This is a genomic window from Rhodococcus sp. 06-1474-1B, from assembly GCF_002258885.1.
GTDB classification, from domain to species: Bacteria; Actinomycetota; Actinomycetes; order Mycobacteriales; family Mycobacteriaceae; genus Rhodococcoides; species Rhodococcoides fascians.
The window spans coordinates 12,759-26,357 of record NZ_NOYR01000033.1; the positions used below are offsets into that span (position 1 = coordinate 12,759).

13 protein-coding genes are annotated in these 13,599 nt (G+C 64.7%); 6 read left to right on the forward strand and 7 right to left on the reverse strand.

Features of this window, described 5'->3' with window-relative positions:
- Positions 1-51 precede the first annotated feature (51 nt).
- From CH266_RS20545 to CH266_RS20560, 4 genes are all read left to right on the forward strand, one after another.
- Positions 52-1,839 (forward strand): N-acyl-D-amino-acid deacylase family protein, encoded by a 1,788-nt coding sequence (locus tag CH266_RS20545; protein ID WP_032382984.1) that lies wholly within the window; start codon positions 52-54, stop codon positions 1,837-1,839.
- Entirely contained in the window at positions 1,840-2,442 is a 603-nt protein-coding gene (locus CH266_RS20550; RefSeq protein WP_094716064.1) for a TetR/AcrR family transcriptional regulator, read from the forward strand. It begins immediately after the preceding gene.
- The gene (locus tag CH266_RS20555) at positions 2,439-3,272 is read left to right on the forward strand and encodes an alpha/beta fold hydrolase (RefSeq protein WP_094716066.1); all 834 of its coding nucleotides are present in this window, start codon (positions 2,439-2,441) and stop codon (positions 3,270-3,272) included. Before CH266_RS20550 ends, CH266_RS20555 begins: the two co-directional genes overlap by 4 nt.
- 137 nt (positions 3,273-3,409) lie before the next feature.
- Complete coding sequence (locus CH266_RS20560; RefSeq protein WP_094716067.1) at positions 3,410-5,299, forward strand: glycosyltransferase; 1,890 nt, start codon at positions 3,410-3,412, stop codon at positions 5,297-5,299.
- Here CH266_RS20560 and CH266_RS20565 read toward each other — a convergent pair whose 3' ends face one another.
- The 5 genes from CH266_RS20565 to CH266_RS20585 form a co-directional block, all read right to left on the reverse strand.
- A complete protein-coding gene (locus tag CH266_RS20565; RefSeq protein ID WP_094716068.1) occupies positions 5,300-6,163 on the reverse strand; it encodes a TylF/MycF/NovP-related O-methyltransferase in 864 nt (287 codons plus the stop codon). It lies immediately after the preceding gene.
- A gap of 39 nt (positions 6,164-6,202) precedes the next feature.
- Positions 6,203-7,105, reverse strand: a complete 903-nt coding sequence (glfT1, locus tag CH266_RS20570; RefSeq protein ID WP_094716069.1) for a galactofuranosyltransferase GlfT1 — start codon at positions 7,103-7,105, stop codon at positions 6,203-6,205.
- Complete coding sequence (gene wzt / locus CH266_RS20575) at positions 7,098-7,904, reverse strand: galactan export ABC transporter ATP-binding subunit Wzt/RfbE (protein ID WP_032374153.1); 807 nt, start codon at positions 7,902-7,904, stop codon at positions 7,098-7,100. The genes glfT1 and wzt overlap by 8 nt, the downstream gene beginning before the upstream one ends.
- 10 nt (positions 7,905-7,914) lie before the next feature.
- On the reverse strand, positions 7,915-8,751 hold the full coding sequence (gene wzm / locus CH266_RS20580; RefSeq protein ID WP_167669101.1) for a galactan export ABC transporter permease subunit Wzm/RfbD: 837 nt from the start codon (positions 8,749-8,751) through the stop codon (positions 7,915-7,917).
- Between the two features lie 104 nt (positions 8,752-8,855).
- Positions 8,856-9,434, reverse strand: coding sequence for a bacterial proteasome activator family protein (locus tag CH266_RS20585; protein ID WP_027494774.1), 579 nt, complete (start codon positions 9,432-9,434; stop codon positions 8,856-8,858).
- Positions 9,435-9,609: 175 nt separating this feature from the next.
- On the opposite strand from CH266_RS20585, the gene CH266_RS20590 reads away from it, so the two are divergent.
- Positions 9,610-10,815: a cysteine desulfurase-like protein gene (locus tag CH266_RS20590; RefSeq protein WP_032366782.1), complete on the forward strand. Its 1,206-nt coding sequence runs from the start codon at positions 9,610-9,612 to the stop codon at positions 10,813-10,815.
- A 106-nt stretch (positions 10,816-10,921) separates the two neighbouring features.
- Here the strand turns inward: CH266_RS20590 and CH266_RS20595 are convergent, their stop codons facing one another.
- Both CH266_RS20595 and mgrA read right to left on the reverse strand, forming a co-directional pair.
- Entirely contained in the window at positions 10,922-11,911 is a 990-nt protein-coding gene (locus CH266_RS20595) for an NAD(P)H-quinone oxidoreductase (protein ID WP_032368913.1), read from the reverse strand.
- Between the two features lie 34 nt (positions 11,912-11,945).
- A complete protein-coding gene (gene mgrA, locus CH266_RS20600; RefSeq protein ID WP_094716070.1) occupies positions 11,946-12,980 on the reverse strand; it encodes an L-glyceraldehyde 3-phosphate reductase in 1,035 nt (344 codons plus the stop codon).
- Positions 12,981-13,057: 77 nt separating this feature from the next.
- Here mgrA and CH266_RS20605 point away from each other — a divergent pair, with 77 nt between their 5' ends.
- On the forward strand, positions 13,058-13,570 hold the full coding sequence (locus tag CH266_RS20605; protein WP_094716071.1) for a MarR family winged helix-turn-helix transcriptional regulator: 513 nt from the start codon (positions 13,058-13,060) through the stop codon (positions 13,568-13,570).
- Positions 13,571-13,599 lie beyond the last annotated feature (29 nt).

Genomic DNA, 13,599 nt, shown 5'->3' on the forward strand with positions numbered 1-13,599 from the left:
CGAGTGACCACTCTCTAAGTTATGGTTTCGTCATTCTATGACGGAGGTCACATGAACCCGAACATTCCTTTCGATGTCGTCATCGCCGGCGGAACCGTGTACGACGGATCCGGCGGCCCTGGAGTTCGGGCGGATGTGGGCATCGTCGACGGCGTCGTGCGGGCCGTGTCGTCCACTCCCCTCGAGGCGGGCGCGACGACCGAGGTGGTCGACGCCACCGGCAAGTGGGTCACGCCGGGCTTCGTGGACGTACACACCCATTACGACGCAGAGGTGTTGGTCGGGCCGGGTCTCGAAGAATCCGTCCGGCACGGGGTCACGACGGTTCTCCTGGGCAACTGTTCGTTGTCGACGCTCTATTCCACCCCGGTCGACATCGCGGATCTGTTCAGTCGGGTCGAGGCGCTGCCCCGCGATCATGTGCTCAAGGCCGTCGATGCGCACAAAAATTGGAACAGTCCCGACGAGTACATCGCAGCCCTCGAGCGCCTGCCTCTCGGCCCCAATATTGCGGCGCTGGTGGGTCATTCGGACCTCCGTGCGCACGTCATGGGTCTCGACCGCTCGACCGACCGCAGTCAGAAGCCCACTCGCGAGGAATGGCGTGCCATGTCCGACGCGCTCGAGAAGGCGCTCGATGCCGGGCTGCTCGGAATGTCGACCATGACGAACCCGTGGGACAAGTTGGACGGCGATCGATACCGGTCTCGTTCGTTACCGTCCTCGTATGCCCGGTGGAGCGAATTTCGTTCTCTGCACAAGATTCTGCGTCGACGCGGTCGGCTGTTGCAGAGCATTCCGAACCTGAACACCAAGTACGACATGTTGTTCTTCCTCGCCTCGGCCACCGGGGTCGGCCGCACTCCGCTCAAGATCTCGCTGCTGGCGGCGGCCGATGCCAAGGCGTCGCCGTGGATCCATCGCGTCTTCGGCCCGCTCGCCCGGATGGTCAACGGCCCGGGCAAGGGCCAGTTCCGCTGGCAGCACCTCCCCACTACGTTCGACGTGTATTCCGACGGCATCGATCTCGTGGTGTTCGAGGAGTTCGGCTCCGGCCGCGCCGCACTGCATCTGCGAGAAGAGTTGGGCCGCAACGAGTTGCTGTCCGACGAGGCCTACCGCCGCTGGTTCCGTGCCGACTTCGAGAAGAAGTTCAGCTCGCGCGTCTGGCATCGCGACTTCGCCGACGCCGAGATCACCGAATGCCCCGACGCGTCGGTCGTCGGAAAGAACATCGCGGAGGTCGCGGCCGAACGTGGTGTGCACGTGGTGGACGCGTTCCTCGATCTGGTGGTCGAGCACGGCCGAAAGTTGCGCTGGCACACGACGGTTGCCAATCACCGCAAGCGGCAGATGGACAAGCTGATCAATCAGCCCGGGGTGACCGTGGGGTTCTCCGATGCCGGTGCTCATCTGCGCAACATGGCGTTCTACAACTTCGGCATTCGGTTGCTGCACCGCGTGCACGACGCGCGAAACGATCGCCGGCCGTTCATGACCGTGGAGAAGGCAGTGCACAAGCTCAGCGGCGAACTGGCCGACTTCTACGGTGTCGACGCCGGGCACCTGCGGGTGGGGGACCGTGCCGATATCGTCGTGATCGACCCGGAGGGCCTGAACGAGGATGTCCTGGCCTATCGCGAGGAGACCATGCCGGAATTCGGTGGCCTGAGCCGCATGGTCAATCGCAACGACCGAGCAGTCACCGCCACTCTGGTCGCGGGCCGAGTGGTGTTCTCCGGCGGCACCTTTGCGCCCTGGTTCGGTGTGTCGGAGCGGGCCGGTAGCTTCCTGCGGGCAGGCACTCCCACGGCTCCGCGACGCCGGGAGCGTGTGTGAGTGGCGAGTCAACACCAGCGTCGAACCGAGACCATCGGAAAACTTCTCGACGCGACTATTTCGTCGTTGTGCGAGAAGGGCTACGCCGCAACCAGTGTCAGTGAAATCGTCAGCCGGGCCGGGGTGTCGTCCGGGGCCATGTTTCGACATTTCGACACCAGGCTCGACCTGATCGTCGCCGCAGCCGACGAGGTTCGTCGACGTCAGTTCGAGGAGTTTCGCCGCGGCCTGTCCGGTTTCGGCAGTGCGTCCATCGAGCACTGTCTCGAACTGCTCAGAGCAGCGTGCCGCGCCCCGATCAACGGGGCCTGGTACGAGCTGTTGACCGCCGCCCGCAGCGACGACGGGCTGCGAGAGAGACTGCAGCCGTTCACCGTTCGATATCACGAGCAGATCGCCGAACTTGCTCGTGCGCTTCCCGTTGCCGGCGTGATCGATCCGCAGCATCTGGAAACGGTGGTCTTCAGCGTCGTCCACCTGCTCGACGGCGAGGCATTGGCGGCCGTGGTCCATCCGCAGCCCGAGCAGGAAGCCATGCGGCTGAAGATGATTGCTCACCTGCTGCGCGGTGGCGCACTGCATGCCCTGACCGACGCGGGATGACCCACTGGACGGTACGCATCGCCGGTGCCGAGCTTCCCGTCTTCGAGTACGGGGACCCGGCGGCTGAGTCCACAGTGCTGCTGGTGCACGGCTATCCCGACAACCGTCACGTGTTCGATCCGCTGATCACCGCGCTGGGCGACGCGGTCCGGGTGATCGCCTACGACACACGAGGCAGCGGAGCGTCCGTGCTGGAGCCCGCGGCAGACGTCGCCATCGAGCGGCTGGCGCAGGACGCCTTCGCGGTGGTCGAGTCGATTCCGGGCCTCACCGGCAAGGTGCACGTCTTCGCCCACGACTGGGGGTCGGTCCAGATGTGGGAGGCGATGGCCTCGCCTCGGGCGAGCACCGCATTCGCGTCGTACACGTCGGTGTCGGGGCCGAGTCTGGATCATCTGCGGCAGGTGGCAGGGGCGCGGTCGGTCCGGCCGCATCGATGGCCGTCACTGGTGGGGCAGTTGGCCAGGTCCTGGTACGTCTTCGGGTTTCACGTGCCCGTCCTGCGATCGCGAATACCGGCTCTGCTGGCCCGACTGCAGGCCGAGGGCGAGCCGACCCCGACGGCGGCCGACCAGCAGCGCGGCATCGCGCTGTACCGGGCCAACGTGCTGCGGCGGGTGTTCCGTGGACCCGATCCGCGGTGCTTCGTCCCGACCACCGTGGTGGTCCCGACACACGACCCGATGCTGTCGACGAACCTCACCGAGGGTCTCGATCGGTGGATCCCCGACCTGCGCGTCGTTCACGTCGAGGCGGGCCACTGGTGGCCGTACACGCACCCGGCCGATGCCGCTCGTGTGCTGCTGGAGAGGGTGCGGGAAGGGGAGTAGGTGGCGGGCAGTGCGGCGAGCGTCGGACGGATCGGCCTCGGGCTGTGCAACCATGGTCAGTGGTCTTCTTCTCGGTACGGCCACACCTGTGATCGCTCGAACTGTCACTACTCGAACTGGATGGGGTATTTCTCGGTATGGACGGCACTGCTCTCGATCGTCTCGGTTCCTCGGACGTGCCGGCTGCCGCCGGCGGTGACGACACGGCCGAACTGACAGTTCAGAGGCTTCTGTTCGACGGCCCGTCGCCCCTGGTCAGCGCAGACATGTACAGCGAGGTCCGCAAGGGCAACGCCGAGCGCACCCGCACCGGTGTCCGGATCGCCAAGCGCAGCGTCGTACATACCAACAGCTACTTCGGACGGTTCCCGGCCAGCTACTGGCAGCGATGGACGACGGTTACCGAGGTAGTCTTCCAGGCCACCGTTGCAGGCGCGGGCCGAGTGGATCTGGTGGCCACCGACTACAAGGGCCACCAGCGCACGATGGCCAGCACCACCGTCGATTCCGCGAACGCGTCGACGCGATTGTCGGTCCCCGTTGCGACGACGCAGTTCCTCGACGGCGGCGCGCTGTACGTCCGCTTCACCACCACATCGAGCGAGTTGTCGGTGCAGGACGCGGAATGGACCGTCGCCGCACCGGAGAAGCTGCGTCCCACCTCGGTGGTGATCTGCACGTTCAATCGCGCCGACGACTGCGCCAACACCGTCGCTGCCATGGCCGACGATCCCATCGCTCTGCTCGGTGTCGACAACGTCTACGTCGTCGATCAGGGCACCGATCAGGTGCAGACGCGCGAGAAGTTCCAGCGCGTCGCGGCCGAACTGGGCGACAAGCTCGTCTACATCACGCAGCCCAACCTCGGCGGCGCCGGCGGGTTCACCCGCGGTCTGTACGAGGTACAGGGCAAGGGCGGCGATCCGGCCAACGTGATCTTCATGGACGACGACGTGCTGTGCGAGCCCGAGGCGATCGTGCGCATGAACTCGTTCGCCAACATGACCGTCGAGCCGGCGATCATCGGCGCCCAGATGCTGTACCTGCTGCACCCTGACCGCGTGCACGTCGGTGCCGAGGTGGCCAACCTGCAGAAGCTCGAGGCCGGAGTCCACGTCAAGAACGCGGTATCGGACAAGAGCGCATTCAAGCGCAAGCGTCAGCAGGACGTCCGCGTCGACGCCGGATACAACGGCTGGTGGTCGTGCCTCATCCCGTCGGAGATCGTCGGGCAGGTCGGCTACCCGTTGCCGCTGTTCTTCCAGTGGGACGATATCGAGTACGGATACCGTTCGCGCGCAAACGGATTCGCCACCGTCACGCTGCCGGGCGCAGCGGTGTGGCACGCCGACTTCGCGTGGAAGGACTGGGACGAGTGGCACCGTTACTTCAACCTGCGCAACGGCATGATCACCGCCGCCCTGCACATCGAACTCGACGGTAAGACGCTGGCCAAGCAGCTGTTCACCGACCTGCTTCGCTACCTGGTGTCGATGCAGTACGGCATGGCGTACACGCTGATCAAATCTGTCGAGGACTTTCTGGCCGGTCCGGAACATCTGCTCGACGGCGGCATGGACGCGGCGGGTTCCATCCGGCGCGAGCGCGCAGCGTACGGAGAAACGAAGCGGCACAACGCCAACGACGTTCCGGGGGTGCGTCCTGCCGATATGTTCATCACCCCGGCCGGCCCGCACCCGAAGAAGAGCATGGAATTCGCCGTGCTCGCCAAGCGCGTCCTCAACCAGTGGCGCGGCACGGTGGATCCCGGCCCCGTTTCCATCTCGGCCGACGACGCGCACTGGTGGCACGTTTCGCTGTTCTCGCACGCGATCGTCACCGACCGCTCGCAAGAGGGCGTCCGAGTTCGCAAGCGCAACAAGGCACATGCCGTCGAGCTGCTCAAGCGCGGTGTGTCGGCACTCAAGCGTCTGCGCACCGAGACACCCGCCGTGGCGGCGTCGTACCGCGCCGCCGTCCCACAGCTGACCAGCCGCGAGAACTGGGCCCGTCTCTACGGGCAGTAGCTAGTTCGACCGGACCTTGGGCGCCGTGCGAATCCGCACCACGACCTGCTCGTTGTCGGCCGTGTACCCGAGGTAGTCGAATTCGGTGCCGGTGCGTGCGACGAATTCCGTCCACGCCCGGTACTCGTGGTTGCGCCAGCCGGGGAAGTTGAAGTACTCGTCGAATACGATGACGGTGCCCACTGCGAGTCGATCGGCCACGAGGTCCAGCACGGTGACCGTCGACGAGTACAGGTCGGCGTCGAGGTGCAGGAAGGCCAACTTCTCGTGGTGGCCCTTCAGGAATCCCGGCAGAGAATCCTCGAACAGCCCCGGGACGATCTGTGCGCCGGGCACTTCGGGGATCGTGTCCTGCTCGAACAGTCCCTTCGGAAAGCCCGTACGCCAGGTCTCGGGTAGGCCGGAGAACACGTCGAATCCGGCGACGACGGTGATGTCCTTACGCGACGCCAATTCCTGGGCGATGATCTCGAGCGTCGTCCCGCTGGCCACTCCGAACTCGAGCGCCATGCCGCGGATGGAGACTTCACCGAGGGCGAATCGCAGAGTGGCGTGCGGCCGCAGGAAGGTCGGTGCCTCCGGCATCATTTCTTCGGCGAATTCTGCGCTCTGGGCGGCGGCCTCGACGTCGGAGGCGTACGGAATGTCGCGACGCATCCGCATCTCGAGACCGCGAATGAAGGCGTGCAGGTCATCGATCTCGCGTCGTTGGCGTTCGAGGACGTCGAGCAATTTCGCTTGCTGATCGCTGGTCTGCTCGGCCAGCTGCGCGGTCTGCTGCGCCAGAACCTCACCTATTGCTCGTTGGAGTTTTTCTCGAGCCGACGACTTGATGCGATCCGCGAGCTTCCGAGGTTCCGTCATGGGCACACGGTAGCCGGTGAGGGCGCGTTCGCAAACACGTCAGGGCTTACGAAAGTGCTCTCGACGGCCGAGTCCGCGCAACCGGAACCACTCCGCCAGACCGCGAGGATTCCTGGTGGTGATCAAGAAGAACCAGGTGAAGCGAATCCACTCCTGCGGCAACAGCTTTCGCATACCAGGCTGCGACATCAAGTAACCGCGGTTGCGGTAGGTGAAGTACCGCTTGGTCGCATCCTCCGGGTACTGCGTGTGCATCCGGCCACCGAGGATCGGCTTGAACTCCTCGGCCCCGTTCGGGTGCACGTACGCGGCCGTGAGACACGTTCCGAACCTCAGGCCCGAGCGCTGCAATCGGCGGTGTACCTCCACCTCGTCGCCGCGCACGAACAGCCGCAGATCGGGCACGCCCACCGCATCGATCGTCGACGCCTTGAACAGGGCACCGTTGAACAACGACGCGATGCCTTCGAGCAGATCGTCGTCCGGATTCTCCGGGTCGATCAACTCCGAGCGAAGACGACGCCACTCGACGCCGCGTCGCAGCGGAAACGCCAAGCGATCCGGATCCTCGATGTCACAGACGACGGGGGAGACCTCGTCCAGTCCGTGCGCGAGCGCACAGTCGTAGAGGGTCTCGAGCACCTTCGGGCCCTCGGGGCGGCCGTCGTCGTCGGCGAGAAACACCCAGTCCGCACCGAGCGAGAGGGCGTACAGAATGCCGAGCGCGAATCCGCCTGCGCCACCCAGGTTGTGCTGCGAGCCGAGGTACGTCGTCGGCAGGGCCGTCGAGTCCACCAATTCACGGACGGCCGGCTCGTTCGCATTGTCGACGACGACCAGATGATCGAGCGGACGCGTCTGGGCACCGATGACGTCCAACGACAGAGCCAACAACTCCCGACGCTTGTGCGTGACGATGACCCCGACGATCTTGTCAGGCACCGGCTGTATCTTCCCGCTCGATCTCTTTCAAGATCTGCGCGACGTGGTCCCCGGCGTCGTCGCCGTCGTATGCCCTCACCACGTCCTCGATGCCGCCCTGCTGGCGAATCTGGCCGTGATCGATCCACATCGCGGTGTCGCACAGTTGAGCCAGGAATTCGTTGGAGTGGCTGGCGAACACCAGGATTCCCGAGCGCTTCACCAACTGCTGCAGTCGGTGCCGGGCCTTCTTCATGAACTCCGCGTCGACGGCACCGATGCCCTCGTCGAGCAGCAGGATCTCCGGGTCGATGCTGGTGACGACGCCCATCGCGACGCGCACCCGCATACCTGTGGAGTAGGTGCGCAGCGGCATGTCGAGGTAGTCGCCGAGTTCGGTGAAGTCGGCGATCTCGTCCATCTTCGCGAGCATCTGCTTGCGGGTCTGGCCGAGGAACAGGCCGCGGATGATGATGTTCTCGTAACCGGAGATCTCCGGGTCCATGCCGACGCCCAGATCGAACACCGGCGCGACGCGGCCGCGGATGGTGGCGCTGCCACGCGTCGGCTCGTAGATGCCCGAGAGCAGCCGCAGCAGCGTCGACTTGCCGGCTCCGTTGTGTCCCACCAGGCCGACGCGATCGCCGTCCTTCAGGTTCATCGTGATGTTCTTGAGGGCTTCGACGACGACGACGTCGGAGGAGTTTCGGTCGATGGCACCGCCGGCTTTACCGAGGAATGCCTTCTTCAAAGACCGCGTCTTGGCGTCGAAGATCGGGAAGTCGACGCATGCGTCATGGGTACTGATGCTGATGGACAACTGCTGACCCCTAAACCCAGTAGGGCACGCGGGCCCGGTACTTCTTGAGAGCGACGATGGCCAGCGCCCACCCGACGACGGTGAACCCGAGCACGATGTACCAGTGGTACGCCTGCTGGTCCTCGCCGATCAGAGGGGCCCGGATGATGTCCAGGTAGTGGAAGAGCGGGTTGATCTCGACGAGCTTGGCGCGTTTCGCGGCCTCGCCGCCCATCTGCACGAGTCCCGATGTGGTCCACACGATCGGCGTCATGAAGAACATCAGCGTGACGAAGCTGCCGAGGATCGGGGCGATGTCGCGGTAGCGGGTGGCGATGATGCCGAAGAGGATCGACACCCACACCGCGTTGAGCAGAATCAGGACCAGCGCCGGAATCGCGAAAATCACGGTCCAGTGCAGTCCGCCGGGCGGCCAGAAGATCGCGATGATGATCACGTAGATCAGCAGGTTGTGGCCGAGCAGCAGGAGCTGACGCCACACCAGGCGATACACGTGCACGCTGAGCGCACTGGGCAGCTGCTTGATCAGACCCTCGTTGGCGACGAAGACGTCTCCGCCCTCGAGAATCGCGGCACTGATGAGGTTCCAGATGATCAGGCCGACCGTGACGTGCGGCAGGAACTCGCGCAGATCGATGTCGAGAAGCACCGAATACAGCAGGCCCATCGCAATGGCCTGCACGCCGGTGGCGATGGTGATCCAGAACGGGCCGATCACCGACCGTCGATAGCGCTGCTTGATGTCCTGCCAGCCGAGATGCAGCCACAGCTCACGCTGGTTGAAACCGGTCCGCAGATCGCCGAACGCGCGCCGATAAGTCTGTGAGTCCGAAACCGGAGCAGGCATCTGTTCTCCTGCCTCGCTCTCGGGATCCTTCGCTGGTGCCGACACGACGGTCGACACTACCTGCAATCGACCATGCAGCTCATTTTGCAAGCGTGTGTGTGGTGTTACAGGTACTGGCCGGTACCGCTGCCGTGGCCGCCGCCCGGTGTGGGCATGACACCGGGAGGCAATGCGCCCTGACGCATCTGCTCGAGCTGGGCCCGTGCGGCCATCTGCTGAGCGAACAGTGCCGTCTGGATGCCGTGGAACAGTCCTTCGAGCCAGCCGACGAGCTGAGCTTGTGCGATCCGCAGTTCGGCGTCGGTGGGCACGACGTCGTCGCCGAACGGCAGCACCAGACGCTCGAGCTCGTCGCGCAGCTCCGGGGCCAAGCCCTGCTCGAGCTCCTGGATGGACGATTTGTGGATTTCCTTGAGCCGATTGCGGCTGGCGTCGTCGAGAGGGGCCGCGCGCACTTCTTCGAGCAGTTGCTTGATCATCGTGCCGATGCGCATCACCTTGGCGGGCTGTTCCACCATCTCCGAGAGGTCCGATCCGTCGGACGACTCCTCGTTGGCCGCCGAACCCGAAGCGCGGGCCGCGGCAGCGGTGGCTTCCTCGCGGCTCAGTGCGAGTGGCTCTCCGTTGGGGCCGATCACGACGACGTGATCGCCGGGTGCATTGTTCGACTCGGATTGCGTCATGCATCCATCTTTACGCGTCGCCTGCCGTTGCGCGATCGACAGGGGCGATTATCCTGGTTCGGTCGTTCGCAACCGGGGTGTCAGGAGGATCGAAGCGTGCGTTGTTGGCTGCCGTTCCCTGGGGAAACGGGACGTGAAACACACCCTCGGCGGGTCGGCGCTTAGAGTGTCCGGCATGGGGTACGACGTCGCACGGGTCAGAGGGTCCATTCCCTCCCTCGGCGACGGGTGGATTCATTTGGACCCTCAGCTGGGAATGCTGATTCCGGATCGCGTGTCGACGGCCGTCTCCACGGCGTTCCGGCACAGTGCGTCCAATCATTCGGCCGGCAACATCGCCGCCAAGCGGAGTGCTGCTCTGCTCGAATCCGCCCGCGTCGCAATCGCAGATCTGGTCGGTGCGTATCCGTCCGGGGTGGTCATCGGACCGGATCGGGCGACGCTGCTGTCGTGGCTCGCCGATTCTCTGAGCTCCCGGCTCGGGCTGGGAACCGGCCTGGTGCTCTCGCGTCTGGACGAGGAAGCCAACGTCGCGCCGTGGCTGCGGGTCGCCAGCCGAACCGGCGCACACGTGCGCTGGGCCGAGGTCGAGATCGATACGTGCGAGCTGCCCACGTGGCAGTTCGAGGAACTCATCACCTCCACCACCCGGCTCGTCGCGGTCACCGCGGCGTCGCCGATCGTGGGTAGCGCTCCCGACGTTCGCGTCGCGGCCGATCTGGTCCACGAGGTCGGTGGACTCATCGTCGTCGATGCCGCCGGAGCAGCCCCCTACGCACACGTCGACATCAAGGAACTCGGAGCCGACGTCGTCGCGATCGACGCGGCCGCGTGGGGTGGGCCGTCGGTGGGTGCGCTGATCTTCCGCGATCCGACACTGCTCGACCAGTTGCCGTCGATGTCGCTGAACCCGTCGGCGAAGGGGCCGGAACGGCTCGAGGTCAGTGGTCATCAGTACGCGCTGCTGGCCGGTGTCGTGTCGTCCATCGACTACCTGGCGAACCTCGACGACGCAGCGACGGGCACCCGTCGTGAGCGGCTCGAGCTGTCGATCGGGTCGCTGCAGCACTATCAGGATCGGCTCTTCGAGCATCTGATGGCTGCGCTCGCCACCCTCGATCACGTCATGGTGCTCGGCACTGCGCCCACGCGTATCCCGACCGTCAGCTTCACCGTCGACGGTATGCCCGCGGTGAAGGTGTCCGAGCAACTCGCGCAGGCTCGAATCGGCAGCGTCAGCGGGGTCCACGGTGGCAGTCGTCTGCTCGACGCCCTGGGCGTCAACGACGAAGGTGGTGCCGTCACCATCGGACTCGCTCCCTACACCACCCGGTACGAGATCGATCAGCTCGTGAAAGCTCTCGCTGCGCTCGCTCTGTGAGAGCGGCTGCGCCGCACGTGCACGAGGTGCCTCCGGGTCGTTCCGCAGGCTCCACTCCGGCCTCGTAGCCCACTACGAAGTTCCACTCACGACCCTCGGACGCACATCACTGCACGCGCAGGATGACCTTCCCGATGGTCTTGGCGTCGTCGAGCATTCGATGTCCTTGTGCTGCTTCGGTTATCGGGATTTCGGCATGCACGACGGCGGTGACCCGGCCCTCGGAGATCATCGGCCACAGGTGTGCGGTCATGTCGGCGACGATGTCGGCTTTGCTCGACGGTCCGGTCTCGGGGCGTCCCCGCAATCCGGCCGCGTGTACCGAGCCACGCTTGGCGATGAGCTTGCCGAAGTTCAGCTCACCCTTCACTCCTCCCTGCATTCCGATGGTGACGACGGTGCCGTCCATGGCGAGGGCATCGAGGTTTCGGTCGAGGTATTTTGCGCCCATGTTGTCCAGGATCAGGTCGGCTCCGTGATCGTTTGTCTGTGAACGGATTTCGGTGACGAAGTCTTGGTTCTTGTAGTCGATGAGGATGTCGGCACCGAGGTCCGCGCACATGTCCAGCTTGTACTTGGATCCGGCGGTCACGGCGACGGTGACGCCTAGTTGTTTCGCGACTTGGATTGCGTGCGTACCGATTCCACTGCCGCCGCCGTGGATCAGCAGTACTTGGCCCGAACGCATGTGCGCATCCATCACCAGGTTGGACCATACCGTGGACGCGACCTCCGGAAGTGCCGCCGCCACATGGAGATCGAGACCCGCAGGGATCGGGAACAACTGGGTGGCAGGCACGGCGACCTGCTCGGCGTACCCGCCACCGGCCAGAAGCGCGCAGACCCTGTCGCCGACGTTCCAACCGCTGACGCCGTCACCGAGCTCGGAAATGATTCCCGAGCACTCGAGACCGAGGATCTCGCTGGCACCCGGGGGCGGCGGGTAGTTGCCCTGACGCTGCATCAGATCGGCACGGTTGACGGCGGTGGCCGAAACGTCGACGATCACCTGTCCGCGGGCCGGTCGTGGATCGGGAACCTCGGTCCACTCCATGACGTCGGGATCGCCGAATTCTTTCAGTGTGATTGCACGCATGCATCCATGATGCGCCACCACTGTCGCAGGCGCTTTACAGGTCCCAGAGGTTGATGCCGAAGTCGCCGGCGTGACTGTCGATCTGTTCGAGTTCGGCGTCGGAGAAGTCCAGATTGTCCAGCGCCGCGACGTTGTTCTCGAGCTGCTCGACGCTCGATGCGCCGATCAGTACCGACGTCACTCGTCGGTCGCGCAGCGCCCAACTCAGCGCGAGCTGAGCCAGTGACTGACCGCGGGCCGACGCGATGTCGTTCAGTGCGCGAAGGTGCCCGATGTGGTCGTCGGTGAGCCAGTCCGGGTTCAGCGACTTACCCTGTGCTGCGCGCGAATCCGCGGGAATACCGTCGAGGTACTTGTCGGTGAGCATGCCTTGGGCGAGGGGAGAGAATGCGATGACGCCTGCGCCGATCGCGTCGAGTGTGCCCAACAGTTCGGGTTCGATCCACCGGTTGACCATGGAGTAGCTGGGCTGATGGATCAGCAAAGGAACACCGGCGTCGGCGAGTAGGTCCGCCATCTTCTGCGTGCCCTCGGGCTTGTACGAGCTGATGCCCGCGTACAGGGCCTTCCCCTGTTGAACGGCGCTGATCAGCGCGCCGGCTGTTTCTTCGATGGGGGTGTCGTGGTCGGGGCGGTGGCTGTAGAAGATGTCGACGTGGTCGAGTCGCATGCGCGCCAACGATTGGTCGAGTGAGGACAGCAGGTATTTGCGGGAGCCACCGAAGCCGTACGGGCCGGGCCACATGTCCCATCCCGCTTTGCTGGAGATGATCAGTTCGTCGCGGTAGCCGGCGAAGTCCTCGGAGAAGATGCGACCGAAGTTCTTCTCGGCGCTTCCGTACGGGGGACCGTAGTTGTTCGCCAAGTCGAAATGGTTGATTCCCAGATCGAAGGCGCGACGAAGAATTGCGCGCTGCTTCATCAGTGGAACGTCGTCGCCGAAGTTGTGCCACAGGCCCAGCGACACAGCGGGCAGTACCGGCCCACGCGATCCCACTCGGCGATACGACATGGATTCGTAGCGATCGGCGGCGGCAACGTACGGAGGGTCGATGTAGGGATCTGTCATAACTCGACCCTAGGTCGCATCGGCGAATCGGGCCCCGAACCACGGCAAGCTACTCGTGAGTAGATTTCCTGCCTAAGATGACTCGCGTGACGGCCGAATTAGCCATTGGTCCCGGGGGGGACCCGCAGTGGCTCGACACTGCGGAAATGAGAGCTTGGCGTGCCTATGTCGACGGCGGTCAACGATTGATGGAGGTATTGAACAGGGATCTACAGGACAGACACGACCTGTCGATGGCGGAGTACCGCATCCTGGTGATGCTGTCGGAGGCGGACGACGGCTCCATCCGCATGAGCGAGTTGGCCGACGGGGTTCTGTCCTCCCGAAGTCGCCTCACCCACCAGATCAGGCGGATGGAAGTCCAGGACATGGTGCGCCGCAGTACCTGCGCGCACGACGGCCGTGGCGTCCTCGCCGTCATCACCGAGGAAGGTCGACGACGACTGACCGAGGCAGCACCCACGCACGTCCGCAGCGTCCGGCAACATCTGGTCGATCTCCTCACCCCGGCCGAACTCGAGGTCCTGGGCGACATCTTCCAGAAGGTGGACGTCGCAATGGACGCATCGGCAACCCGACCCCGACGCTGACAGACCGGCAACGAGGGGCGATTGGGCCG